General features: G+C 73.0%; 19 protein-coding genes and 1 tRNA gene. 11 read left to right on the forward strand and 9 right to left on the reverse strand.

Annotated features, from left to right (window positions below):
* The first annotated feature begins 23 nt into the window (after positions 1-23).
* The 4 genes from aroA (at position 24) to KJS59_RS10560 (ending at position 4268) form a co-directional block, all read left to right on the forward strand.
* On the forward strand, positions 24-1337 hold the full coding sequence (gene aroA, locus KJS59_RS10545) for a 3-phosphoshikimate 1-carboxyvinyltransferase (protein ID WP_213452565.1): 1314 nt from the start codon (positions 24-26) through the stop codon (positions 1335-1337).
* A 10-nt stretch (positions 1338-1347) separates the two neighbouring features.
* A complete protein-coding gene (gene rsgA, locus KJS59_RS10550; protein ID WP_213452739.1) occupies positions 1348-2397 on the forward strand; it encodes a ribosome small subunit-dependent GTPase A in 1050 nt (349 codons plus the stop codon).
* 68 nt (positions 2398-2465) lie between these two features.
* Positions 2466-3299 carry a histidinol-phosphatase gene (gene hisN, locus KJS59_RS10555; RefSeq protein WP_213452567.1) on the forward strand — a complete coding sequence of 278 codons (834 nt, stop codon included), beginning with the start codon at positions 2466-2468 and terminating at the stop codon, positions 3297-3299.
* 99 nt (positions 3300-3398) lie between these two features.
* Entirely contained in the window at positions 3399-4268 is an 870-nt protein-coding gene (locus tag KJS59_RS10560; RefSeq protein WP_376771153.1) for a hypothetical protein, read from the forward strand.
* 4 nt (positions 4269-4272) lie between these two features.
* Here the strand turns inward: KJS59_RS10560 and KJS59_RS10565 are convergent, their stop codons facing one another.
* Entirely contained in the window at positions 4273-5211 is a 939-nt protein-coding gene (locus KJS59_RS10565; protein ID WP_213452571.1) for a sensor histidine kinase, read from the reverse strand.
* 577 nt (positions 5212-5788) lie between these two features.
* Between KJS59_RS10565 and pepN the strand changes: the two genes are divergently transcribed.
* Positions 5789-8206 (forward strand): aminopeptidase N, encoded by a 2418-nt coding sequence (pepN, locus tag KJS59_RS10570; RefSeq protein WP_213452573.1) that lies wholly within the window; start codon positions 5789-5791, stop codon positions 8204-8206.
* 63 nt (positions 8207-8269) lie between these two features.
* Here the strand turns inward: pepN and KJS59_RS10575 are convergent, their stop codons facing one another.
* The 4 genes from KJS59_RS10575 to KJS59_RS10590 all read right to left on the reverse strand — a co-directional run bounded on the left by KJS59_RS10575 (position 8270) and on the right by KJS59_RS10590 (position 13748).
* A complete protein-coding gene (locus KJS59_RS10575) occupies positions 8270-9154 on the reverse strand; it encodes a hypothetical protein (RefSeq protein WP_213452575.1) in 885 nt (294 codons plus the stop codon).
* Positions 9155-9490: 336 nt separating this feature from the next.
* A tRNA-Met gene (locus KJS59_RS10580) sits at positions 9491-9567 on the reverse strand.
* Positions 9568-9615: 48 nt separating this feature from the next.
* A complete protein-coding gene (locus tag KJS59_RS10585; protein WP_249714035.1) occupies positions 9616-12633 on the reverse strand; it encodes a UPF0182 family membrane protein in 3018 nt (1005 codons plus the stop codon).
* 101 nt (positions 12634-12734) lie between these two features.
* The gene (locus KJS59_RS10590; protein WP_213452577.1) at positions 12735-13748 is read right to left on the reverse strand and encodes a YlbL family protein; all 1014 of its coding nucleotides are present in this window, start codon (positions 13746-13748) and stop codon (positions 12735-12737) included.
* 88 nt (positions 13749-13836) lie between these two features.
* On the opposite strand from KJS59_RS10590, the gene KJS59_RS10595 reads away from it, so the two are divergent.
* Positions 13837-15120, forward strand: coding sequence for a zinc-dependent metalloprotease (locus KJS59_RS10595; RefSeq protein WP_213452579.1), 1284 nt, complete (start codon positions 13837-13839; stop codon positions 15118-15120).
* On the opposite strand, the gene KJS59_RS10600 is transcribed toward KJS59_RS10595, so the two are convergent.
* On the reverse strand, positions 15103-15699 hold the full coding sequence (locus KJS59_RS10600) for a hypothetical protein (protein WP_213452581.1): 597 nt from the start codon (positions 15697-15699) through the stop codon (positions 15103-15105). The genes KJS59_RS10595 and KJS59_RS10600 overlap by 18 nt on opposite strands.
* On the reverse strand, positions 15696-16229 hold the full coding sequence (locus KJS59_RS10605; RefSeq protein ID WP_213452583.1) for a M48 metallopeptidase family protein: 534 nt from the start codon (positions 16227-16229) through the stop codon (positions 15696-15698). Before KJS59_RS10605 ends, KJS59_RS10600 begins: the two co-directional genes overlap by 4 nt.
* A 431-nt stretch (positions 16230-16660) precedes the next feature.
* Here KJS59_RS10605 and KJS59_RS10610 point away from each other — a divergent pair, with 431 nt between their 5' ends.
* The 3 genes from KJS59_RS10610 to KJS59_RS10620 all read left to right on the forward strand — a co-directional run bounded on the left by KJS59_RS10610 (position 16661) and on the right by KJS59_RS10620 (position 19442).
* Positions 16661-16813, forward strand: a complete 153-nt coding sequence (locus KJS59_RS10610; RefSeq protein WP_213452585.1) for a DUF5679 domain-containing protein — start codon at positions 16661-16663, stop codon at positions 16811-16813.
* A 215-nt stretch (positions 16814-17028) separates the two neighbouring features.
* Positions 17029-18117 (forward strand): hypothetical protein, encoded by a 1089-nt coding sequence (locus tag KJS59_RS10615; RefSeq protein ID WP_213452587.1) that lies wholly within the window; start codon positions 17029-17031, stop codon positions 18115-18117.
* Positions 18114-19442 (forward strand): ABC1 kinase family protein, encoded by a 1329-nt coding sequence (locus KJS59_RS10620; protein WP_213452589.1) that lies wholly within the window; start codon positions 18114-18116, stop codon positions 19440-19442. The genes KJS59_RS10615 and KJS59_RS10620 overlap by 4 nt, the downstream gene beginning before the upstream one ends.
* A gap of 306 nt (positions 19443-19748) precedes the next feature.
* On the opposite strand, the gene KJS59_RS10625 is transcribed toward KJS59_RS10620, so the two are convergent.
* Together KJS59_RS10625 and KJS59_RS10630 are read right to left on the reverse strand one after the other, a co-directional pair.
* Positions 19749-20129, reverse strand: coding sequence for a WhiB family transcriptional regulator (locus tag KJS59_RS10625; protein WP_213452591.1), 381 nt, complete (start codon positions 20127-20129; stop codon positions 19749-19751).
* Between the two features lie 532 nt (positions 20130-20661).
* A complete protein-coding gene (locus KJS59_RS10630) occupies positions 20662-22788 on the reverse strand; it encodes an ATP-dependent DNA helicase UvrD2 (RefSeq protein ID WP_213452593.1) in 2127 nt (708 codons plus the stop codon).
* Between the two features lie 72 nt (positions 22789-22860).
* Between KJS59_RS10630 and KJS59_RS10635 the strand changes: the two genes are divergently transcribed.
* Positions 22861-23121: a mycoredoxin gene (locus KJS59_RS10635; RefSeq protein ID WP_213452595.1), complete on the forward strand. Its 261-nt coding sequence runs from the start codon at positions 22861-22863 to the stop codon at positions 23119-23121.
* A gap of 276 nt (positions 23122-23397) precedes the next feature.
* Complete coding sequence (locus KJS59_RS10640; protein WP_213452596.1) at positions 23398-24417, forward strand: helix-turn-helix domain-containing protein; 1020 nt, start codon at positions 23398-23400, stop codon at positions 24415-24417.
* The last annotated feature ends 45 nt before the right edge of the window (positions 24418-24462 follow it).

Below are 24462 nucleotides of genomic sequence, written 5' to 3' on the forward strand. Positions count from 1 at the left end.
GCGCCGGGCGGCAGACTGGTACCGTGGCGAACCTGATGGCGACCCGGCCGCCCCAACCCTGGCCCGCGCCCACCGCCGGCCGGGCCGTCGAGGCGACGGTACGGCTGCCCGGCTCGAAGTCGATGACGGCGCGGGCGCTGGTGATCAGCGCGCTCGCCGACCGCCCGTCCACGCTCGGCCATCCGCTGCGCGCCCGGGACACGGAACTGATGGCGGCCGGGCTGCGCGCGATGGGCCAGCAGGTGTCCACGCTGGACGACGAGCGCTGGGTGGTCCGGCCGCAGCCGCTGACCGGCCCGGCGCACGTGGACGTGGGCCTGGCCGGCACGGTGATGCGCTTCCTGCCGGCCCTGGCCGCGCAGTCCGGCGGCGCCGTGACCTTCGACGGCGACCCGCACGCCCGCAAGCGCCCACTCGGCACCCTGATCGGCGCGCTGAACGCGCTCGGCGCCCGGATCGAGTCCGCGCCCGGCGGCGGGCTGCCACTGGTCGTGCACGGCGCCGGCGCGCTGCCCGGCGGCGAGGTAACCATCGACGCCTCGGCGTCCAGCCAGTTCGTCTCCGGCCTGCTGCTGGCGGCGCCGAGCTTCACCAACGGTGTGGTCGTGCGGCACCAGGGCCCGCCGGTGCCGTCCGCGCCGCACCTGCGGATGACCGTGGAGATGCTGCGCGCCGCCGGCGCCGCCGTCGACGACGCCACCCCGAACGTCTGGTCCGTGGCGCCCGGCCGGCTCGCCGGTCGCGCCTGGGAAATCGAGCCGGACCTCTCCGGTGCGCTGCCGTTCTTCGCCGCCGCGCTGGTCACCGGCGGCCGGGTCACGCTGCTGGGCTGGCCGCGCGGCAGCGCCCAGCCGGTGGACGCGCTGCGGGAGCTGCTGCACCGGATGGGCGGCGAGGTGAGCCTGGGCACCGGGGGGCTGACCGTGCGCGGCACCGGCAAGATTCACGGCCTGACGGCGGACCTGTCCGAGGTCAGCGAGTCGACCCCGGTGATCGCCGCGCTGTGCGCGCTGGCCGACTCGCCGTCCCGGCTGACCGGGGTGGCGCACATCCGGGGGCACGAGACGGACCGGTTGGCCGCCCTCGCCCGGGAGCTTTCCGCGCTCGGCGCCGAGGTCACCGAACTGCCCGACGGGCTGGAGATCACCCCCCGGCCACTGCGCGGCGCCACCTTCACCACCTACGACGACCACCGGATGGCACACGCCGCCGCGGTCCTCGGCCTCGCGGTCCCCGGCATCGAGGTGACCGACGTGGCGTGTACCGCCAAGACCCTGCCCGAGTTCCCGGCACTATGGTCGAGCATGGTGGGGTCGGGCACGGCGATGGGAGAGTAGGGGGCTCGTTCTGACGGGGAAGCGCCGGGAGTACGACGAGGAGGACGTACGGGTCAGACCGGGCCGGTCCTCGCGCCCGCGCACCCGTACCCGCCCCCGGCACGCCGACGCCGTGGACGGCTTCGTGATCGCCGTGGACCGCGGCCGGTACACCATCGTGGTCGACCCCGGCGAGCCGCCGGTCACCGCCATGCGCGCCCGCGAACTCGGGCGCAGATCCGTGGTCGTGGGCGACCGGGTGGCCCTGGTCGGCGACGTGTCGGGCGCCGAGGGGGCGCTCGCCCGGATCGTCCGGATCACCGAGCGCACCAGCGTGCTGCGCCGCACCGCGGACGACGACGAGACCACCACCGAGGGGCGGATAGAGCGGGTGGTCGTCGCCAACGCCGACCAACTGGTGATCGTCAGTTCGCTCGCCGACCCGCCGCCGCGCACCGGATTCATCGACCGTTGCCTGGTCGCCGCGTACGACGCCGACATCGAGCCGCTGCTCTGCCTCACCAAGGCGGACCTGGGCGACCCCGCCCCGGTGCTCGAGTACTACGCGGAGCTGGACCTGCGTTCGGTGCGGTGCCGGCCGGACCGGCCGCTGGACGACCTGCGCGCCGCGCTCACCCGGCGGATCTCGGTCCTGGTCGGCCACTCCGGCGTGGGCAAATCGACGCTGGTCAACCGACTGGTGCCCGCGGCGGACCGGGCGGTCGGCGCGGTCAGCGCGGTCGGCAAGGGCCGGCACACGTCCACCTCGGCGGTGGCGCTGCGGCTGCCCGGGGCGGCGGGCGGGCGGGACGACCCCGGTTGGATCGTCGACACCCCGGGCGTGCGCAGCTTCGGGCTGGCCCACGTCTGCGCCGACGACCTGCTGCACGGCTTCCCGGACCTGGTCGACGGCACCCTGGACTGCCCGCCGAACTGCGAGCACACCGCGGCGGAACCGTCCTGCGCGCTGGACGCCTGGGTGGCCGAGGGGCACGCCGACCCGCGCCGGCTCGGCTCGTACCGCCGCCTGCTGGCCTCCCGCAGCCGGGACGAGCCGGCGGGTGATCAGACCTCCATGTAGCCGCCGGAGACGTTTCGGGTCGCACGCGGATGACGTTAACCAATCACCCATCCGCTAGGTTTCGCTGCATGGCCCCCCGTAACGACCGGTCGCTCCGGTACGACGACGACCTCTCGCTGGCCCACGTGCTCGCGGACACGGCGGACTCCATCTCCATGTCCCGGTTCCGCGCGCTGGACCTGCACGTGAGCGCCAAGCCGGACCTCACACCGGTCTCGGACGCGGACACGGCGGTGGAGAAGGCGATCCGGGCCACCCTGGCCCGCACCCGCCCGCGGGACGCGGTGCTCGGCGAGGAGTACGGGCAGACCGCCGCCGCGGCCGGGCCGGGCAGCCGGCAGTGGGTGATCGACCCGATCGACGGGACCAAGAACTTCATCCGCGGCGTACCGATCTGGGCCACCCTGATCGCGCTGATGGAGGGTGACGAGCCGGTGGTGGGGCTGGTCTCGGCGCCGGCGCTGGGCCGGCGCTGGTGGGCGGCGGCCGGGCACGGCGCCTACGCCGGTCGGCACACCGCCGCCGCCACCCCGATCCGGGTCTCCGGCGTCGAACGGTTCGCCGACGCGTCGTTCTGCTACTCGTCGCTGACCGGCTGGGAGGAGAACGGCCGGCTGCCGGCGATGCTGGAGATCCTCCGCGAGGTGTGGCGCAGCCGGGCGTACGGCGACTTCTACGGGTACATGCTGGTGGCCGAGGGCGCGCTGGACGCGATGGCGGAACCGGAGCTGTCGCTGTGGGACGTGGCCGCGCTCATCCCGATCGTCACCGAGGCGGGCGGCACGTTCACGGACCTGGCGGGCCGGTCGGGGCCGGGCGGCGGCAGCGCGATCGCGACCAACGGAAAGCTCCACCCCGGCCTGCTGGAGCGGCTGGGCGACCGGGAGGCGACCGGGAGGTAACGGGCGGCCGAGCGGTCCGGCGCCGGACCGCGTTTCGACGCAACCCGTTACGGCTATCCTCGCCACGTGATATCCGCCGGCTGGTGCTTCCTCGCGGCAATGATCGCCGCGTACGGCGTGGCGAACCTGCTCCAGTCGATGGCGGCGACGCGCACCACCGTGCACCACACGTTCGACCCGGGGCTGCTGCTGCGCCTGGCCGGGCACCGGACCTACCTGCTCGGCGTGTTCTGCCAGCTGCTCGGTTTCGTGCTCGCCTTCCTGGCCCGGCGCGAGCTGCCGCTGTTCCTGGTCCAGGCGTCGGTCGCCGCCGGGCTCGGGGTCACGGCGCTGCTCGGCGTCCTGGTCCTGAAGTGGCGGCTGCCGGTCGCGGAGGTGCTGCTGCTGGCGCTGCTGGTGCTGGGCATCGCGGCGCTGGTGATCTCGGCGCAGCCGGGTACCGCCCGCCCGCTCGGCGCGGGCGGCGTGGCCGGGCTCGCGGTGGCGCTGGTCCTGATCGGCACCGCCGGCTTCTTCGCCGTCCGGCTGCATGGGGCGCCCGGCTCGGTCGTCCTGGGCGCGCTCGCCGGCCTGGCCTTCTCGTCCGCCGCGATCGCCGCCCGCCCGCTGGCCGGCGCCCACTCGGTCCAGCAGATCGTCCAGCATCCGCTGCTCTACCTGCTGGTGGCCCACTCGCTGGTCGGCCAACTGCTGCTGGGTTTGGCGATGCAGCGCGGGTCCACGACGGCCGCGGTGGCCGCGATGGACGCCGCCGGCGCGATCCCGGCCGCCGCGATCGGCCTGGCCCTGCTCGGTGACAAGATCGCACCCGGGCGGGAGTGGCTGGCGGCCACCGGCTTCGTCATCACGATCCTGGCGGTCGTCTGCCTCACCAGGTACGCACAGCCGCAGCACCACCACCCGGTGGCGGCGGCACGCCGGGAGCGGGGCCTCGCCGGGGCGGCGGCGTACCCCGCACCGCGCCGGTAACCGGTCAGAGGCGCATGTGCAGGCGGATGGTCGTGCCCGCCTCGCCGGTGTGGATCTCCACCAGGTCGCACAGCTCGTGCACGATCAGCAGGCCGCGCCCGCTGCCGTCGTAGACGTCCACCGGCGTCCGCCCGGCCCGCCGGTCGGCGAGGCGGCCGTGGTCGCGGATCTCGCAGACCAGTTCCCTGGGCTCCCGCCAGATCCGCAGCGTGCCCGGCCCGGAGGTGTGCACGACCGCGTTGGTGGCCACCTCGTTGACCGCCAGTTGGAGGTCGGTGACCCGCTCGCCGACCAGGCCCGCCTCCCGGGCCAGGCGGACCACCGCCCGGCGCACCTCGCCCAGCCGGGCGGCGTCGAACGTGATCAGCTCCTCGGCGGCCGGCCCCTCGGCCAGCGGCACGTTGAACGCGGCCACCACCTGGTCCGGGTCCGCGTAGGCGCGGCTGGACGCCCGGTCGGCGCCCCGGCGGACCAGCGGGTGGGTGCTCGCGGCGTCGGCCAGCGCGGCCGCGGGCAGCCGGAACGCGTCGTACGGGCAGAGCATGAGCGCCTGCCGGTCCGCGAACGCCACGTTCACCATCGCCTCGTGCTGCACGCAGGCGCGGTACTCGGCGTCCGTGCGGCCCACGTAGACCGGCTCGCCCACCACGCGGACCCGCTGGTGCTGCCGCTCGTCCATGAAGGCGTGCATCACCCAGGGCAGGATCCGGCCCGGGTTGCGGCCGACCTCGGCCATGTCCATGAAGGTGATCCCGCCGGCCGCGGCGCCGAGCGCCTCCCGCAGCAGGGTGAGGTTCTCCCCCGGCACGGCCACGAGGACGGGCTCCGCCGCGGCCAGGGCATCGGAGATGAATGGGACCGTGCCGGCGAGGTAATCCTCCGCGTCACGGTAGAGCAACGCCTCGTGTACGAACGGCGTGAGCTCCCCCGTGACGGCTGTCATAGAAGCACCGTACTGCCCGAGCACTCGCACGTGCATCTGCACGCGCTCAGAACCGACGTCACGCGGACCGTCCCGGGGTGCATGAACTCCACCATACGACGGAGGAGCAGGCTCGGCCAACCGGGCCAGTTGTTGCAGGTCAGGACCGCTGTACGGGGCGAGAATCCGACTCGACCCCGATCGATGCCCAAGGTAGCGCTTTGCCCAAATTCACGGATGGAGAGACGCCGAGAAAACGATCTCTCTCCGGCTCGGAGCCGAGTCCGGATCGAAAAAGTCTGGTGTTTTTTCGCCCGAACCTGTTGTCACTTGCGGCAATGTGGGTAACTTTGGGCTCGGTGCCGCTCGGAGGTTTCAGGCCCAGCGATTCGCGTGAACGGCGCCAATTGCCGAGCCGCGGGGGAGGCGGTTCGCCTCCCCCGCGGCGTTTCCCCGGCCGCGGCGCCCAGAGCAGCGCGCAAGCTTCCGGCCGGAGAGCCCGAGCTTCGGACGCTCGCTTCCTTCCCCGGACTTCCCCGGACCCATCGACGGGAGAACGTTTTCTAAGATCGTTCGACACGTTCGAAAGTGAGGGCCGATGAACGTCCGGAGCCTGACCCAGGTCGAGGCCGAGCGGCGCGCCGCGCTGCTCTCGGTCCAGCGGTACGACATCGCCGTCGACCTGACCGCGCTGCCCGACGGCCCGCGGGTGCGGTGCGTGTCGACGGTGACGTTCGACTGCCGCGAGCCGGGCGCCGAGACGTTCGTCGACTGCGCCGCGGAGGTCGTCAGCGCCACGCTCAACGGCCGGCCCCTCCCACCGGCCGAGGCGGGGCGGATCGTCCTGCCCGATCTCGCCGAGCACAACACGCTGCGCGTCGAGACCGTGCAGTCGGACACCACCGCGGGCGAGGGGGTGCACCGCGCCGTCGACCCCGCCGACGGCGAGGTCTACGTGTGGACGAGCTTCGAGCCGGACGAGGCCCGGTTCGTCTGGGCCTGCTTCGACCAGCCCGACCTCAAGGCCCCGCACGCGTTCACCGTCACCGCCCCGCAGGCGTGGACCGTCACGACCAACGCCGCCGACCCGACCATCGAGCGGGTCGGCACGGCCCGCCGGTGGACGTTCCCGGCCACCCCGGCGCTGTCCACGTACAACGTGGTGGTCAACGCCGGGCCGTTCCACGAGATCCGCCGCCGGGCCGGCGGGTACGACCTGGGCCTCTACGCCCGCCGGTCGCTCGCGCCGATCCTCGAGCGGGACGCCGACGAGATCTTCACGGTCACCGCGCAGGGGCTCGCCTTCTTCGCGGAGGCGTTCGGCATGCCGTTCCCGGAGCGCAAGTACGACCAGGTCTTCATGCCGGAGTTCGGCGGCGCGATGGAGAACTACGCCTGCGTCACCTGGTCGGACTGGTCGCTGCAACGCTCCACCCCGACGGTGGCCGAGCGGGCCGGCTTCGCCCGGGTGCTGCTGCACGAGATGGCGCACATGTGGTTCGGCAACATCGTCACGATGCGCTGGTGGGACGACCTGTGGCTGAACGAGGCATTCGCCGAGTTCGCCGCCCACTGGGCCGCCGCGTCCGCCACCGCCTACACCGACGCCTGGTCCTCGCTGCTGGCCATGGGCAAGCTCTCCGCCTACCTGGCCGACCAGGGACCCACCTCGCACCCCATCCGCCAGCCCATCCGGGACGTCGCCGAGGCCGCGGCCATCTTCGACACCATCACGTACCCGAAGGGCGCCTCGGTCCTGCGCCAGCTCATGGCGTACGTGGGCGAAAAGAACTTCCGGACCGGCATGACCGCCTACTTCGCCCGCCACGCCTGGGGCAACACCACCCTCCAGGACCTGGTGGACGCCCTGGCCGCCGCCAGCGGCCGGGACCTGGACGCCTGGCGTGCCGGGTGGCTGGAGCAGGCCGGCACGGACCGCCTCACCCTGGAGCGCGACGGCGGCGCCCTGACGCTCGTGGCCACCGGGCCGGACGGGCCGCCCCGGCCCCAGGTTCTCGCCGTCGGCGCCTACCAGGACGGGGCCCGCACGGCGCTGTCCACGGTGGAGGTCCAGGACGGGCGGACCCTGGTCGACCTGCCCCCGGCCGAGCTGTACCTGGTGAACGACGAGGATCTGACCTTCGCCACCACCAGGACCACCGAGGCCCTGGCGGCCCTGGCGCCGACCCTGCCCACCCCGATCTCGCGCGCCGTCGCCGTGGCGACCGTCTGGGACATGCTGGTGACCGGCGAGGCCACCGCCGCAGAGCTCGTCCGCTGCCTGGCCGGCGTCCTGGCCCGCGAGACCTCCGACTGGGTGATCGAGCCCTACGCCGCCCTCGCCTGCGACATCGCCGAGCTGTGGTCCCCGCCCGCCGAGCGCGCCGGCCTGATCGCCACGGTCGCCGAAGCCTGCCGCCGGTTGGCGGACGCCCCGGACCGCCGCCGGGTCGCCCTGCGCGCCCTCGCCCGGACCGCCGGGAACCTGGACGAGATCGCCTGGCTCCAGTCCCGCTCCGGCGACGACGTGGACCTCCAGTGGCGCACCCTGACCCGCAGGGCCCAACTCGGCGCCGACACGTCGGCGGAGGTTGCCGCCCTGCTGGAGCGCGACCCCGACCCCGACGCCTGGGTCCAGGCCCTCACCGTGCGCGCCGCGATCCCGGACGCCGCCGAGAAGCGGGAGGTCTGGCAGCGCCTCGCCGTGGACCACGCCGTGCCGATCAGTTCGGTCCGGCAGGTCACCGCCGCCTTCTGGTCCCCGGGGCAGGACGACCTGCTGGCCCCGTACGCCGGGAGCTATCTGGAGCTGGTACCCGGGCTGGGCCGCGGCGGGATGATCCCCGCGATGGTCTACACGAACCGCCTGTTCCCGCTGTTCGCCATCGACGAGGCGTACCTGGCCCGCGCGGAGGCCGCGGCCGCCACCGCCGCCCCGGTCGTCCGCAAGACGCTCCTGGAGCGCGCCGACGTGATCCGTCGCATGCTCCGCTCCCGCGGCTTGAGCCGCCAATAGGGGCGGGCCGAGGCTGGGGCATGGATGGCGGCCTGCGGCATTCGGGCAGCCCGACAGCCGAGGTCAGACACGCTCTTCCGGCCGCCAGCCCCGGCGGTGTAGCGCCTGCCGCACCTCCTTCAGCACCCGTGGAAAATGGCGACCGACCCGCGCGAGCGGAGCGTGGATGGCCAGCCAGCCGGCCACCCTCAGCATCGTCAGCCGGTTCGCCGTGTACTCGACCGCCACCCGGCGCTCCGGCCACGCCATGTCGACGTCCAGCGTCAGCGGAGCGCCCTGGGCCTCGCCCAGGCGCAGCGGGTACCGGAGCACCGGTCGCGGCACGCCGGCCAGCCGCAGGCGGGCGCGCACCCACGACTCGGCGGGGCCGCCCGCCGACCCGTCCAGCAGCCCGAAGACGAGGTGGCCCTTCCGGTACCCCCGCCGGCGGTGCCACCGGTCGAGGATGGCCGGGAGATCCTTCGCCGCGAGCAGCCCGCGGTTGAGCATCGCGTCGAGGATCGGCACCGCCCGCAACGGGGGCAGCCAGCCCGCCACGTCCCACGCCGTCCGCTCGACCGTCGTGTGCGGCAACGCGCCCGTCTCGACCAGGTCATCGTGGTCGTACGCCGTCGCGTGGACCCGCAGGCCACGCTGGGCGCTGACCCGCACGTCCGGCGGGGCGAGCACGTGCACGTCGTCCGAGAAGGCGGCCGCGTGCTCGATGCCCAGCAGGGACGCCGCCGACGGTCCGGCGATCACCAGGCCCGACACCGCCCGCAGCGCAACGGCCCGGCAGGCCAGCGGGTGGTCCGGTGCCAGCCTCGCGTCGGCGTACACGTTCTGCCGGATCCGCCGCCACGCCTGGCTGCGAAGCTGATGCCCGGTGAGCAGGCCGCGCTGGACGACCTCGGACCCGAGGAATATCTGGTACTCGAGTTCGCGCGGACGGTGCGGCTCAGGGGGCATCCTCGTCGCCCTCCGGTTCCTCGCCCGTCCGCTGGCCACCGGCCGCGTCGGCGTCCGCGAGCACCCGCGCGCGTAGCCGGCAAACCCCCGCCCCCATAGCGATCAACTCCTAGCGCGATCGTCCCTGCCCCCTGCGCTCCTTCCGAGCCCCCGTCTATTGGGCGCCACCGAGCGAGCCACCGTTACTGACAGTGCCGAGAGTGCCGCAGATGAGTTGATTACCGCTATTCGGAAGGGGTTCTCACCTCGAAACGGGTGCGGAGCGGCCGTTAGCGAATCCGTTAGCAGCGGATACGAAAACGCTCCCGGAGAGAATCTCTCCGGGAGCGTTTCCCGTGGTAGCGGGGACAGGATTTGAACCTGCGACCTCTGGGTTATGAGCCCAGCGAGCTACCGAGCTGCTCCACCCCGCGGCGACTTGTAAAGATTAGCGCACTCCTGCCCGTACGCCAAAACGGGGGTCACCCCCCACTCGACGGACCCGTCGGCGTGGGGCCGGCCGGCGGTGACGCCGGCGGTGACGCCGGGGGCGAGGACGGCGGGGTGCCGCCGCCGGCCGCCTTGCTGGCGGCGTCGAACTCGCTCATCGCCGCCTCCAGGTCGGCGAGCGCGCGGCCGTAGCGGGCGAAGTCCCCCGACGCCTGGGCGGCCTTGACCTCGGCGATCGCCGAGCGGACCTTCGCCGCGGCGGCCGCCATCTGCGGGGTCATGGTGCCGGTGCCGGTCTCGCCGGAGGCCGGTGGCGTTTCGCCGGTGCCGGGCGCCTCCCCGGTCTGGGGCGTCCCGCCCGCCTTGCCGGCGGCGATGAGTTGCTTGAGGCCGGTGTCGATGTCGTCGGCGAGCACCACGTACTGGCCGCCGTCGCCGAAGCTGAGCAGCACCTTCTGCATCGTCGGGTACGCGTCGGCCTGCTTGCTGCGCACGTACACCGGTTCGACGTACAGCATGCCGTCGGTGACCGGCAACGAGAGCAGGTTGCCGTACAGGATGTCGGCCTGGCCGTCGGCGTTGAGCTGGCTGAGCGCGGTCCGGACCGGGCCGATGTTGGTCATCCGCTGGTGTACCTGGACGGGGCCCTGAATGGCCGTGTTGTCCCTCAGCTTGAGGACCTCAAGCTTGGGCTTGCCGTCCTCGTACGAGCCGGAGACCAGGGCGGCCAGGTTCTGCCGGTTGCGCGGGGTGAGCGTCGAGGTGAGCTGGAAGCGCGGGGCGTCCTGCTCGGGCAGCTTCGTGTACAGGTAGTACGGCGGCTGCTTGACCCCGCTGTCCGGGCGGTCCGGGGTGTTCGGGACCTCCCAGAAGTTCTGCCCGGAGAAGAAGTCCTCCGGCTCGGTGACGTGGAACCGGGCGAGCAGGTTCCGCTGCACCTTGAACTGGTCGGCCGGGTAGCGCAGGTGCGCCGCCAGGTCCGGGGAGATCTGGCTCTTGGGGGTGATCAGCTTGCCGCCGAACGCGTTGTTCCAGGCCTTGAGGACCGGGTCGGTCTCGTCGAACCCGTAGAGGGTGACCGTGCCGTTGTACGCGTCGACGGTGGCCTTCACCGAGTTGCGCATGTAGTTGACGTTCTCCCGCTGGAGGCGGAAGGTCCCCACGCCGGTGGTCTCGTCGGTCGTCTCCGCCTGCAGGTTGATGCGCTGCGAGTACGGGTAGGTGGCGGACGTGGTGTAGCCGTCCAGGATCCAGACGATCCGGCCGTCGACCATGGCGGGGTACGGGTCGCCGTCGATGGTGAGGAACGGGGCGACCTTCTGCACCCGCTCCCGCGGGTTACGGATGTAGAGCAGCTTGGAGTTCTTGTTCAGCGCGTCGGAGAGCATGAAGTTGGCCTCCCGCTCCTTGACCGCGTACAGCAGCTTGCGGGTGAAGGAGTCGAGCTTGACGCCACCGGTGCCGGCGTAGGTGTAGTACTGCCCCTCGCCCTCGGCCGGCTGCTGGTTGCCGCCCTCGCGGACGGGGCGGTCGAACTCCGCGTCGCGGCCGGTACCGGTGGAGCCGACGATGGCGTAGTCCCGGCCCGACATCAGCTCGCCGTAGTAGATCCGCGGCTCGCCGACCGACAGCAGTTCGGACTGGGCCGAGCAACTCTTGCGGTTGGCCTCGTCGTCCAGGAACCCGGAGACGAAGTACGGCTGACCGCCGCAGCGCACCTCGTTGGCGGGCGCGGCGACCAGGCCGAAGCCGTGCGTGTACACCGTGTGCCGGTTCAGCCAGTTGCTCTGCTGATCGGTGAGCTTGTCGTAGTTGATCTCACGGACGCCGACCACGTAGTCCTGGGTGCTCTCCCGGCCCTCCGCGTCCTTGGTCGTGTACCGGTCGATGTCCAGCTTCGAGCCGAAGTCGTAGAAGCCGCGGACCTGCTGGAGCGTGGTGTACGTCTCGGAGACCAGTTCCGGGTCGAGCAGCCGGATGGTGGGCACCACCGCCTGGTCGGCCTCCAGGTTGTCCTGCGGTACCAGGTTCGACGCCGGGTAGTCGGTCGAGACGACGTCGGACAGGCCGAAGGCGGCCCGGGTCGCGTCGATGCTGCGCTGGATGTACTGCGCTTCCTTGTTCAGCAGGCTCGGCTTGACCGTGAACGTCTGCACCGCCCACGGGTAGATGCCGCCGATCGCGACCGCCGAGACGCCCAGCAGGGCCAGCGAGACGCCGGGCCAGACCAGGTTGCGCATCATCGCGTTGGAGAACACGATGATCGCCACCGCGACCACGATCGAGATGTAGGCGAGGATCTCCTTCGCCGGCAGCAGCGCCTGGATGTCGGTGTAGCCGCCGCCGTACAGCTTGGTTCCCTCGTTGTACCCGAGCAGCAGCGCCCGCCGGTCCAGGAAGTACGCGACGGCCTTGAGCAGCACGAAGGCGGCGACCAGGGTGGTCAGGTGGGCCCGGGCGGAGGGGGTCATCCGGTCGCCGACACCCTGCAGGCGCACACCGCCGTAGATGTAGTGCATCGCCAGCGCGCCGATCACGGACAGCACGACCGCGGTGAACCCGACGCCGATCAGGTAGCGCCAGAACGGGTACTCGAAGACGTAGAAGCCAATGTCGACGTGGAACTGCGGGTCGGTCTGCCCGAACGGCTGGGAGTTGCGGAACAGCATCCAGTCGCCCCAGTGGGTCTGCGCGGACAGGCCGGCGAAGAAGCCGATGACCGCCGCGAGCACCCCGATCCAGGTGCCGATGCGGGGGCCGAGCACCATCCGGTACCGCTCGAGGGTGGCCTGCTCCGCGGAGTGCGGGCGCAGCATCGGGCGCAGCCGGAACGCCAGGTACAGGTTGAGGCCGACGATCAGGGCGACGGCCAGCCCGACGATGGCGAACAGCAGCAGCCGGGTGCGCAGCACGTGCGTGAACACCTCGGTGTAGCTGACCTCCTGGAACCACAGCCAGTCGGTCCAGGCGTCCACCAGCCAGCCCAGCAGGGTGAAGAGCAGGAACACCCCGATCAGCACGCCGATGGTGACCCGCCCGCGCCGGCTCATTCGCGGCAGGGGACTCGTTCGCATTGCCACGGTCTCAGCTCCGCACCCTCGTGTCGATCCGATCCTCGTCGATCAGGCGTCCAGCGTACGCGGCGCCCCGCTCAACCCGCGGTGCACGGCGTTGGCGTCGTCCCCGCCCGCACCTGCGCCAGCGCGGCCAGCGCGTCCCGCAGCGACGTCACCTTCGCCATCACCAGGTCCGGCTGGGCGTTCGCCAGCGCCTCGGCGCAGTTGTCCGCGGGGACCAGGAAGTACCGGGCGCCCGCGTCCCGGGCGCCGACCAGCTTCTGCCCGATGCCGCCGATCGGGCCGACCGCGCCCCGGCCGTCGATCTCCCCGGTGCCGGCGATGATCTTGCCGCCGGTCAGGTCCTCGGGGGTCAGCTTGTCGACGATGCCCAGCGCGAACATCAGCCCGGCGCTCGGCCCGCCGATCTCGTCCAGCTTGATGGACAGCTGGAACGGGTGGGGCTGCTGGTCCTCCACCCGGACGCCGATCGCGGGCGGGTTGCCGGCGGTGGTGATCCGGGCGGTCACCGTGCGGCCCTCGCGGGTGTAGTCGATGCTCAGCGTGGTGCCGGCCGGCTTGCCCCGGATCAGCTCGACCAGCTTCTCCCCGTCCTCGGCCGGGACGCCGTCCACCCCGGTCAGGATGTCGCCCACGGCCAGCGCGCCGTCCGAGGGGCCGCCCGGATCCACCTTGGTGATCCGCACCTGCACCGGGAACCCCAGCTCGCGCAGCGCCGCGGTCTCCGCGCTGGTCTGCGAGCGCTTGAAGTCCTGCGCGTTCTGCTGGTCCACCTGCTGCTGGGTCTGCCCCGGCGGGTAGATCAGCTCGCGCGGCACCACCGCCTCCTCGCTGTCGAACCAGGAGCGGATCGCGGTGTACAGGTTCGCTCGTGGCTGAACTCCGACGGTGGTCAGCCGCAGCTGCCCGGCGGATGTGCTGGTCGCGTGGCCGGTCACCTGGATCACCTCGGCGCCGTTCGCGGAGCCCAGCGTGTCCACGGTCGGACCCGGTCCGAGCACCACATACGGCACCTGCATGAACATGCCGACGCTCAGCAGGACGACCATGACCGCGCCGAACAGCACCGTGACGCCGCGACGTTTCATGCGGCGAGACTACCGACCTGTTCCCTGAGTTCTCCCTGAGAGCCTCCGCGTACCGGTGACGGCGGTTCGGCCGGCGTACCGTTGACGGGTGCCTGAGATCCCCTTCGGCTTCGCCCTGCCGGGCGGCCAGCCACCCGACCCGAACGACCCGGCGCAGATGCAGCAGTTCATGAACCAGCTCCAGTCGCTGCTCGCCGCACCGGGCAGCGGCCCGGTCAACTGGGACCTGGCCCGCCAGGTCGCGGCCAGCCAGCTCGCCGCCGGCGGTGACCCCGCGGTGAGCCCGTTCGACCGGCACGCCGTCGAGGAGGCCCTGCGCCTGGCCGACCTGTGGCTGGAGCCCGCGGCCGCGCTGCCCTCCGGCATCCGCGCCTCGGTCGCCTGGAACCGCAACGAGTGGATCTACAACACGCTCGACGTGTGGAAGAAGCTGTGCGACCCGGTCGCCGGCCGGATGGTCGCGGCCATGGGCGACCTGGTGCCGGAGGAGGCCCGGGCGCAACTCGGCCCGATGAAGTCGATGGTCGCCACGCTGGGCGGCGCGCTGTTCGGCGGCCAGCTCGGCCAGGCGCTCGGCTCGCTCGCCGCCGAGGTGCTCTCCGCCGGCGACATCGGCCTGCCGCTCGGCCCGGCGGGCACCGCCGCGCTGATCCCGGCCAACATCACCGAGTACGGCCGGGGCCTGGAACTGCCCGACGACGAGGTGCGGCTGTACGTGGCGCTGCGCGAGGCGGCGCACCAGCGGCTGTTCGGGCACGTCCCGTGGCTGCGGTCGCACGTGCTCTCCGCGGTCGAGGCGTACGCCTCCGGCATCCGGGTCAACCGGGAGGCGATCGAGGAGGCGATGGGCCGGATCGACCCGACCGACCCGGAGTCGATGCGCGCGGTCGGCGTCGAGGGCATCTTCACCCCGGAGGACTCGCCGCAGCAGAAGGCGGCGCTGAACCGGCTGGAGGTGGCGCTCGCGCTGGTCGAGGGGTGGGTCTGCCACGTGGTGGACTCCGCCGTGGCGGACCGGCTGCCGGACGCCGGCAAGCTCGCCGAGGCGTTCCGCCGCCGCCGGGCGGCCGGCGGCCCCGCCGAGCAGACGTTCGCCGCCCTGGTGGGGCTGGAACTGCGCCCCCGCCGCCTGCGGGAGGCCGCGGCGCTGTGGTCGGCGCTCGCCGAGCACCGGGGCATCGCCGGCCGGGACGCCCTCTGGGGCCACCCGGACCTGCTCCCCGGCGAGGAGGACTTCGCCGACCCGCAGTCCTTCGCCCGCTCCTCGTTCGACTTCGACATCAGCGACCTGGAGGGGCTCGACCCCAGCCAGGCGCCGAAGGAGGACGGCGGCCCCGAGCCGGAGGGCCCCGGGTCAGCCGCCGAGCAGTAGCCGGGTCGCGTCCCAGCCTTCGACGGCCGGGTCGAGGCCGGCCAGGGCCGCGGCGCCGCGCAGCCGACGCCAGCCGGGGGTCGAGACGACGTCGGTGGGCGCCGGCGCGGCGTGCCTGATCCGCGCCGCGCCGGCCGTGTCCAGGTCGATCTCGGGCAGCCACGCCGGCACCGGCAGCCGGCACGCCACGCCGAGCAGTCCCGCGCCGTCCAGCGCCGGGGCGACCGCGACCGCGCGGGTGGTCAGCGGGCGCAGCAGCTTGCCAACGAGCAGCCCGGGCAGGTCCGGCGCGTCCGCGGCGAGCACGGCCGCCTGGTCGAACCCGTCGGCCGCCGCCGCCCGCAGCGCGCCGGTCACGGTCGCGCCGGGTACCGGGTAGCGGAGGGTGCCGGGCCAGGTGACGGCGGCGGCGAGGGCGCCGTCCCCCGGGGCGTGCGCCACCGCCGGGGTGACCTCGTTGAGGCCGTTGAGCAGGTCGACGGCGTCCTCGGCGAGGGCGTGCCGCCAGCGTTCGGGGTCAACGCCCGGTGGGTGCCACCCGATCGGGTGCAGCAGGGCGACGACGGCGCGCCGCGTCATCCTTCGGTGAGCGGCAGACCCGCCGCGGCGGCGACGCCCTCCAGGTAGCCGCGGGCCCGCTCGGACTTCGGGTACCGGGCCACGATCGCCCAGAAGCGGGCGTTGTGGCTGGGCACGACGAGGTGGGCAATTTCGTGCAGGAGCACGTAGTCGATCACCCAGTCGGGCATCTCCTGGACCCGGTGCGAGATGCGGATGGTGCGGTCGGCCGGGGTGCAGGAGCCCCAGCGGCCGTTCTGGTTCTCCACCCACCGGATGCTGGCCGGGGTGACCAGCGCCGCCAGGTCCGGCAGGTACCGGTCGACCAGGCGACGGGCGCGCAGCGCCAGGTCCGCGTCGGTGCGCTGGACGCGCTGCTCGCGGGCGGCGAGGCGGGCCAGCATGCGGTCGACCCACTCGGTCTCCTCGGCCCGCGAGAACTGGTCCGGGATGAGCACGACGACGCGCTCACCGTCCCGGTACGCGGACACCGTGCGTCGTCGGCGCTGGCTGCGCCGCACCTCCACGACCGGCTTGCGCGTCGCCGCCATCAGCGCACCGCGCAGCCCCGGATTTCGCTCACGAAGGCAAACTAGCCTGCTCCCGGCGGCGGACCCAATAGGCAAACCGATCGAACCCGCCGGGATCGCGGTGGTTCCCGGCCGGTCGTCCGGAATTTTCTTCGGGGGACCCACGCCGGGAGTGTTTTCCGGCGTGTCCCCGCGAGTTTGATGAAATCACGCTATTCGGGCAGGCACACTCTGCTGGTCGCAAACCGGTTCGGTGTCGCCATCGTGACGCTGGTTCCGCGGTACGCCGAGGTGCATCAGCCCCCGCGGGTGGGTAGGGTCCCGCGCGGACCAGTGGCCGCGACCAGCGCGGCTGCCGTGACACCGCTGCGCCGGCCCGCACCCCTGGTCGGGCCGCACGGTCCTGCGCCGGACGCGCGACAAAGCGCCGGTGAGAGAACAAGGAGGGCACCGTGGCCGAGAAGTACAACGGATACTGCGTGAAGTGCAAGGAGAAGCGGGACTTCGAGGGCGACGTCGTCATCTCGAAGACCGGCATGAAGATGGCCAAGGGCAAGTGCCCGGTCTGCGGGACCACGGTCAACCGGATCCTGGGCAAGGCCTGACCGGCGCGATCGCAGGGATGGGGGGACGGCTCCGGCCGTCCCCCTCCGCATGCCGTCACCCGTTGCGACACCAAGCGTTAAGTCAGAGGCGCGACAGTGCGCGCACCCACCTGTGGATAACTGGGCCCCCTCCTGTGGACAACCCAGTGCCCGGCCCTGCCCGCCTGTGGAAAACTCCGCGTGCTGTGTACGTGGTGGTGACAGACTGTCACTCCATGACGCGAACCCGGCCGACGCTGCTACCCGGTCTACGCCGCCTCTGGCGGGACCGGAACACCCTCCAGGTGGGCCTCGATCCCGCCCGGGGGCTGGTCGTCGAACTGGCCGACCCGGGCACCGCGCGACTGCTCGCGCTGCTCGACGGCGCCCGGCCCGAGCGGGCCCTGCTCGCCGACGCCGCGGCCGCCGGCATCGACCCCGCGGACGCCCGTAACCTGCTGGCCGCCCTCCGCGGCGCCGGCCTGGTCGTCGGCGCGCACACCCTGGCGCCCGGCCCCCACCGGCAGGGGCTCGCGGGTGAGATCGCCTCGCTCGCGCTGGACGGGTCGGGCCACCGGGCTGCCCACTCCCCCGCGCAGCTGCTGAGACGGCGCTCCCGCGCCACCGTGGTGGTCACCGGGCGCGGCCGGCTCGGCCCGCCGATCGCGCTGGGGCTCGCCGCCGCCGGCGTGGGGCACGTCACGCCCGACCTGGCGGGCGCCGTCGACCCCGCCGACGCGCTCGTGGGCGGCCTCGTGCCGGCCGGCCTGGGCGCGCCCCGGTCCGCGGCGGTCACCGCCGCCATCGCCCGCCACGCCCCCGGCACCCGGACCGCCCCACCCGCGCACCCGGAGCAGATCACCCTCATCGTGGACGCGGACGCACCCGGTCCGGCCTCCGTGCGCGCCGCCCGGTACGCCCGCCACGGGCACGCGTACCTGGCCGTCACCGTCCAGGAGGGCCGGGCCATGATCGGTCCCCTGGTCCCGGGAACGCGCGCCGAGGCGGCCTGCCTGAACTGCCTCGAACTGCACCGGCGGGACCACGATCCGGCCTGGCCGGCGCTCGCCGCCCAGCTCGCCGCCGCTGACCCGGGCACCGACCCGTGCGCGGTACCCACCCTGTTCGCCGCGGCCGGCCTGGCCGTCGCCGAGACGCTCAACCACCTCGACGGCCGCCCGCCGGTCACCCTCGGCGCCGCCGTGGAGATCGACCACACCGGCCGGCAGCGCCGCCGCAGCTGGCCACCGCACCCCCGCTGTGACTGCCGGAACCCGGTCAGGGAGCCGGCTGGGCGCCGGTCATCGGTCACAATGATCCGGTGAGCGACATCCCGCGCCGGGCCGTTTCCCGGACCGCCAAGCTGGCCTCCCTCCCGCTCGGCTTCGCCGGCCGGGCCGCCCTCGGCTTCGGCAAGCGGGTCACCGGCATGGCCTCCGAGGTCGTCTCCGAGCAGATCCAGCAGCGCACCGCCGAGCAGCTGTTCAGCGTGCTGGGGCAGCTCAAGGGCGGTGCGATGAAGTTCGGCCAGGCCCTGTCGGTGTTCGAGGCGGCGCTGCCCGAGGAACTGGCCGGCCCGTACCGGCAGGCACTGACCCGCCTCCAGGAGGCCGCTCCCCCGCTCCCCGCGGCCAGCGTGCACAAGGTCCTGGCCGAGCAGCTGGGCGAGAACTGGCGGGACAGCTTCGCCGAGTTCGACGACGCCCCGGCCGCCGCCGCCAGCATCGGCCAGGTGCACCGCGGGGTGTGGAAGAAGGGGCGCAAGCGCATCCCGGTCGCCGTCAAGGTCCAGTACCCGGGCGCCGGCGAGGCCCTCGTCTCCGACCTCAACCAGCTTTCCCGGCTGGCCGGGCTCTTCCGCGTCATCCACCCCGGGCTGGACGTCAAGCCGCTGCTCAACGAGCTGAAGGAGCGCCTGTCCGAGGAGCTGGACTACGAGCTGGAGGCCGAGTCCCAGCGGGCCTTCGTCGCCGCCTACGCCGGCGACCCGGACATCTTCGTCCCGCCCGTGATCGCCGCGGCCCCCCGGGCCCTGGTCACCGAGTGGGTGGAGGGCACCCCGCTGGCCCGCGTCATCGCCGTGGGCACCACCGCCGAACGCGACGACGCCGGCCGCCGGATGGCCCTGTTCCACTTCTCCGCCCCGGCGCGCGTCGAACTGCTGCACGCCGACCCGCACCCGGGCAACTTCCGCGTCCTGCCCGACGGCCGCCTCGGCGTCCTCGACTTCGGCGGCATCGCCCGGCTCCCCGGCGGTCACCCGGAGGTCATCGGCCGCATGGTCCGCCACGCCCTCGACGGTGAGGCGGACGCCGTCGTCGCCGGCCTGCGCGAGGAGGGCTTCATCCGCCCCGACCTGGAGATCGACGCCCGGGCGGTCCTGGACTACCTCCTGCCCATGCTCGACCCGATCGCCGAACCAGAGTTCCGCTTCACCCGTGCGTGGCTGCGCGGCGAGGCCAACCGGCTCGCGAACCCGAAGAGCCCCGCCTACCAGCTCGGCAAGCAGCTCACCCTGCCCCCCTCGTACCTGCTCATCCACCGCGTCACGCTGGGCTCGATCGGGGTGCTCTGCCAGCTCGAGGCCCAGGCCCCGTACCGCAAGATCCTCGAACGCTGGCTCCCCGGCTTCGCCCCGACTCCCCGCTGACCCCCGCCCGCGGTGGCGGGAACGGAACGGGGCCCGTCCGGGTGGACGGGCCCCACTGGTCACCATGGGTCTTACAGGTTGCCCAGATCACGGGCCTGCGCGTGGCGGGCCTTCATCGCGATCGAACGGGCCGGTCGGAACGCCTCAGAACGGGACTTCTGAGGCAGAAGCATTCGGGCCCTGGACAACGCTTCGTTGAGAAGTTGCATCTTGTCGGCTCCGTGGTGATTGCTCATGGTCGGGCTGCTCCCTTGTCGTGCCGGCCAGGCCGGCGGGGTGGTTGGCTGAGTCGGTTCGACTGGGTCGTCAGGCTGCCAGCCGCACGGCGGTGCGGGCCGGCTCGGTGTCGTCGGCGAACGACCGCACCACGGCGGCGGTCCGCTGCTCGGCCTCGATCTTCAGGGCGGCGTCGCGCGCGACGTCCTCCTTGCGCGGGCGGCCCCGGGGCCGCTTGCGCGGGACGACCGCGCCGCGCTCGAAGATCTCGCCGCCCCAGACGCCCCACGGCTCGGCGCGCTCCACCGCGCCGGCCAGGCACTCCAGCTTGAGCGGGCAGTCGCCGCACAGCGACTTGGCCAGCTCCAGCTCCGCCGGGGCGTCGGAGAACCACAGGTCGGGGTCGAACTTCCGACACGGCAGTTCGGCACCGAACTCGACGATGTCGAGTGGCGCCAACGCCAGACTCATCCGGTCACCTCTTCCTTCCATCGATCTTGTCGATCTGGTCCGCTACCAGGGTGTGGTGGAAATGAATAAGGCCGCGGATCCCGGTGTGCGGGTTCCGCGGCCTCGAGGTGCGCCGGTCGGTCTAGAGACTAGACCGGTCGTCCTCGAGGTGGAACGCCGCGCGGGGCCCCCTTGAGCTGCTTGCTCATGGCGGCGGTCCGCTGGTGGGCCGTGGACCCATTGGTCCCGTAGGAGATGGCAGTGCCGGTGATCCCACGGGCCGCATCGGCAGTGATCGGACGCACCCGGACAGCCACCCCGCCCGCGATCTCCTCGCGGGCTACGGCGGACACCGAGCGGGACCGGACCGCGGACGCCAGAGCGCGTGCAGCGGGTAGCGCCGACAGTCGCTCGATCGCCATAAAGATCTCCATCAGTGCCACCTCCTCACTCGCTCTCATCCTCGTAGACCGCCGTCGAGCAGGGCAGATGCCGCCGCTCGGCGAGGTGTGTCCTGAGGCTATGCCTGCCCCGGCTGCGAGGGCAAACGGTTTTACGGGTCTGTTGCCGAAGTTTTTTCCGGAGCAAGATCATCTACCCGGGCGCCGGACACCAGGGCCAGCACCGCATCGCCGTAGAAGCCCAGCTTCCGGGGACCGATACCGGCGATGGCCAGCAGTTCCTCGGGCGCACCGGGTCGACGCTCAGCGAGAGCTATCAATGTTGCGTCAGTGAAAACAACGTACGCCGGCACCCGCTGGGCCTCGGCGGTGCGGGCCCGCCACTCGATCAGCCGGGCGTGCAGATCCTCATCCAGGTCGGACGGGCAGGTGGCGCAGCGGCCGAGCTTGCGGTCCGGGCCGGCGAGCAGGGTGGCGCCGCACACGCGGCAGGAGACCACCTGGGCGCGGCGGCGGGCGGCCCGCCGCTCGCCCGGCCGCAGGCCGCTCGCCCGCTCACCGCCACCCGATCGGTCCAACTGGGGCAGGAACCGGGACGGGCGGCGGGGCCGGCCACCCGGCGAGCGGGCGGCACCGTACGACAGCCAGAGCCACTGGCGGGCCCGGGTCACGCCGACGTAGAGCAGGCGGCGCTCCTCCTCCAGCGCCTCCGGCGTCTTCGCGTACGTGGTGGGCAGCGTGCCCTCGACCATGCCGACCAGGAACACGGCCTCCCACTCCAGGCCCTTGGCGGAGTGCAGGCTGGCCAGCGTCACGCCCTCCACCGTGGGGGCGTGCTGCTGCTCGGCGCGGTGGGCCAACTCCTCGTTGAACTCGGCGAGCGTGCCGGCCGGCCGCTCGGCCGCCACCTCCTCGGCGAGCGCGACGAGGGCGGCCAGCGCCTCCCACTGCTCGCGGGCGGCGCCGCCGGGCGGGGGCTGCTCCGGCCGCCAACCGACCGCCGCGAGGGCCTCGGTCACGGCGCGGGGTAGCGGGGTCTCCGGCGGGGTGGACCGGACCGCGGCGCGCAGCGCCACGCGGGCCTGGCGCACCTCGGCACGGTCGAAGAACCGGGCGGCGCCCTGCACCACGTACGCGACACCGGCCTCGGTGAACGCCTTCTCGTACGCCTCGGACTGGGCGTTGGCGCGGAACAGCACGGCGATCTCGCGGGGCGGGGTGCCGGCCCCGATCAGCTCCGCGGCGCGGGCGGCGACCGCGCCGGCCTCCGCCGGCTCGTCCGCGAAGATGCGCAGGTCCGGCTCGGGGCCGGGCGGGCGCTGGCCGACCAGTGCCAGCCGCAGCCGCGCCTCGGTGCCGCGGGCCTGCCGAATGACGGCGTTCGCCAACCCGACCACCTGCGGGGTGGACCGGTAGTCCCGCACCAGCCGCACCACGGTGGCGCCCCGGTACCGGCGCGGGAAGTCAATCAGGTAGCCGGAGGTGGCGCCGGTGAACGAGTAGATGGTCTGGCTGGCGTCGCCGACCACGGTCAGGTCGTCCCGGCCGCCCAGCCAGGCGTCCAGCAGCCGCTGCTGGAGCGGGTTGACGTCCTGGTACTCGTCGACCACGAGGTGCCGGTACTGCGCCCGGATCTGCTCGGCCACGTCCGGGTGCTCCTCGATGCCCCAGACGGCGGCGCGCAGCAGGTCCTCGAAATCGATCACGCCGGAGCCGCGCTTGACCGTCTCGTAGGCGGCGAACACCTCGCCCACCCTGGCCGCCTCGTACGGCGGCTCCCGGCCGGCCTTGGCGGCGGCGATCGCGTACTCGCCGGGCTCGACCAGGGACGACTTGGCCCACTCGATCTCGGTGGCGAGATCCCGGGCGGCGGTGCGGTCGGCGCGCAGACCGGCGCGGTGCGCGGCGAGCGCGACCAGCCGGGCCTTGCTCTCGATCAGTTCGGGCAGCGCCCGGCCGTTGAGCAGCCGGGGCGCGAAGTAGCGCAACTGGCGCAGCGCGGCGGCGTGGAACGTGCGCGCCTGCACCCCGCCGACGCCCAGCCGGGCCAGCCGGGCCCGCAGCTCGCCCGCCGCGCGCGCGGTGAACGTGACGGCGAGCACGTGCCGGGCGGCGATCTCGCCGGTCAGCGCCCGGTAGGCGATCCGGGAGGTGATCGCCCGGGTCTTGCCGGTGCCGGCGCCGGCGAGCACGCAGACCGGCCCCGCGCGCGCGGTCACCGCCGCCCGCTGCTCGGGGTCCAGCCCGGTCAGGGCCGCCCGCACCGAGTCACCCGCCACAGCCGGAAATCATGGCACCCCCCTCTGACGTTGTAACTTCAGCCCGAACTCACCGACACGGAGGTAGGCGCGATGCTCACGATGTACTCGACCAGCTGGTGTGGCTTCTGCCATCGCTTGAAGTCGCAGTTCGAGCGGGAGGGCATCGGGCACGAGGTGATCGACATCGAGCACGACCCGGCGTCGGCGGAGTTCGTGATGAGCGTGAACGGCGGCAACCAGACCGTCCCGACGATCCGCTTCGCGGACGGCTCGACGCTGACCAACCCGACGATCGTGCAGGTCAAGAAGCGCCTGGCGGAGCTGGCCACGCGCGGCGACGCCGTAGCGTAAGGACCCATGCCGAAAGGGGGCACCACGGCGCCCTCTTTCGGCTGACGGGTACCGCGCCGGTACCGATGGAGACGGCATCCGCAGCATCTCACCCATCTCGGTCCTCCCGTTCGGCCCGGTACGGCTGCGCCGGGACGCCCCACGCGACCAGGCGGACGGGGCGGGCGCCTGGTGGCCGGGTGGACGGGTCCTTTCAGAGAAACGCTCGTGATGTCATAGCACAGTGATAAAAGCGGGCCATAATGACCACGTTGTCCGTCCTCAAAGGTCCGTAGGATGTCCACCTTGACCCGCTCGCCCAGCCCCACCATCCGTCGCCGCCGGCTCGGTGCCGAGCTGCGCCGACTGCGCGAGGCCGCCGGGCTGACCGGGGACCAGGTGGTGGAGCGGATCGGCTGGGCCTCGGCGTCCAAGCTGTCCCGACTGGAGAACGGCCGCAGCAAGCCCGACCTCGGCGACGTGCTCGACCTGCTGGACCTCTACCGGGTCGGCGGCGCCACCCGGGACGAGTTGGTCGCCATCGCGCGTGACGCAGGTAACACCAGAGGGTGGTTGCGCGCTTACCCGGTAATGACACCGAGCCAGCGAGGCTACGCCGAAATGGAGTCCGGCTGCGCCCGCATCCGCGAGTTCGCGCCGGTCATGGTCCCCGGGCTGCTCCAGACCGGGCAGTACGCCCGCGTGCGCCTACTCGCCGGTCACGCGCTGTCCGCGGACGGGCCGCCGCCACCGCCGGGCGCTCCGGTCCCCACGGACGACGAGGCGGGCATCGCCAACGAGGTGGCCGCCCGCCTCGGCCGGCAGCGCCTGCTCGCCCGCCCGGCCGACCCGCCGCAGTACGAGGCGGTGCTGGACGAGTCCGCGCTGACCCGCCGGGCCGGTCCCCCGGACGTCCTGATCGGCCAGTTGCGGCACCTGTGCGCGCTGGCCGAACGGCCGAACATCACCATCCGGGTGCTGTCGCACCAGGCGCTGATCGCCGGCTGGTACCTGCCGGAGACGGGCTTCTCCATCTACGACTTCACCGACCCGGCCGACCCCCCGACGGTCGCCGTCGAGGCCCTGTACTCGGACCTGGTCGTCACCGACGAGGCCCGCCTGCGCCGGTACGAGCGGGCCTACGAGTGGCTGTGCCGCGCCGCCCTGCCGCCGGAGGACTCGCTCGCCTGGCTCACCGAGGCCGCCGGCGCCCTCGCCGGACACCTGCATGACACACCAGCGGTCGGGGTACCCCCGGCCCGAACCGAACCGCCCGCGCAGCGCAGGGGAACCCCGGCACTGAAACCGGGTGGGTAACCGGCCACCGGCGAACCCAAGCCGGCCCATCGAATAATCAGGAGT

Origin of the sequence: Rhizomonospora bruguierae (assembly GCF_018397995.1) — a bacterium.
In the GTDB taxonomy this organism is placed as follows: Bacteria; Actinomycetota; Actinomycetes; order Mycobacteriales; family Micromonosporaceae; genus Rhizomonospora; species Rhizomonospora bruguierae.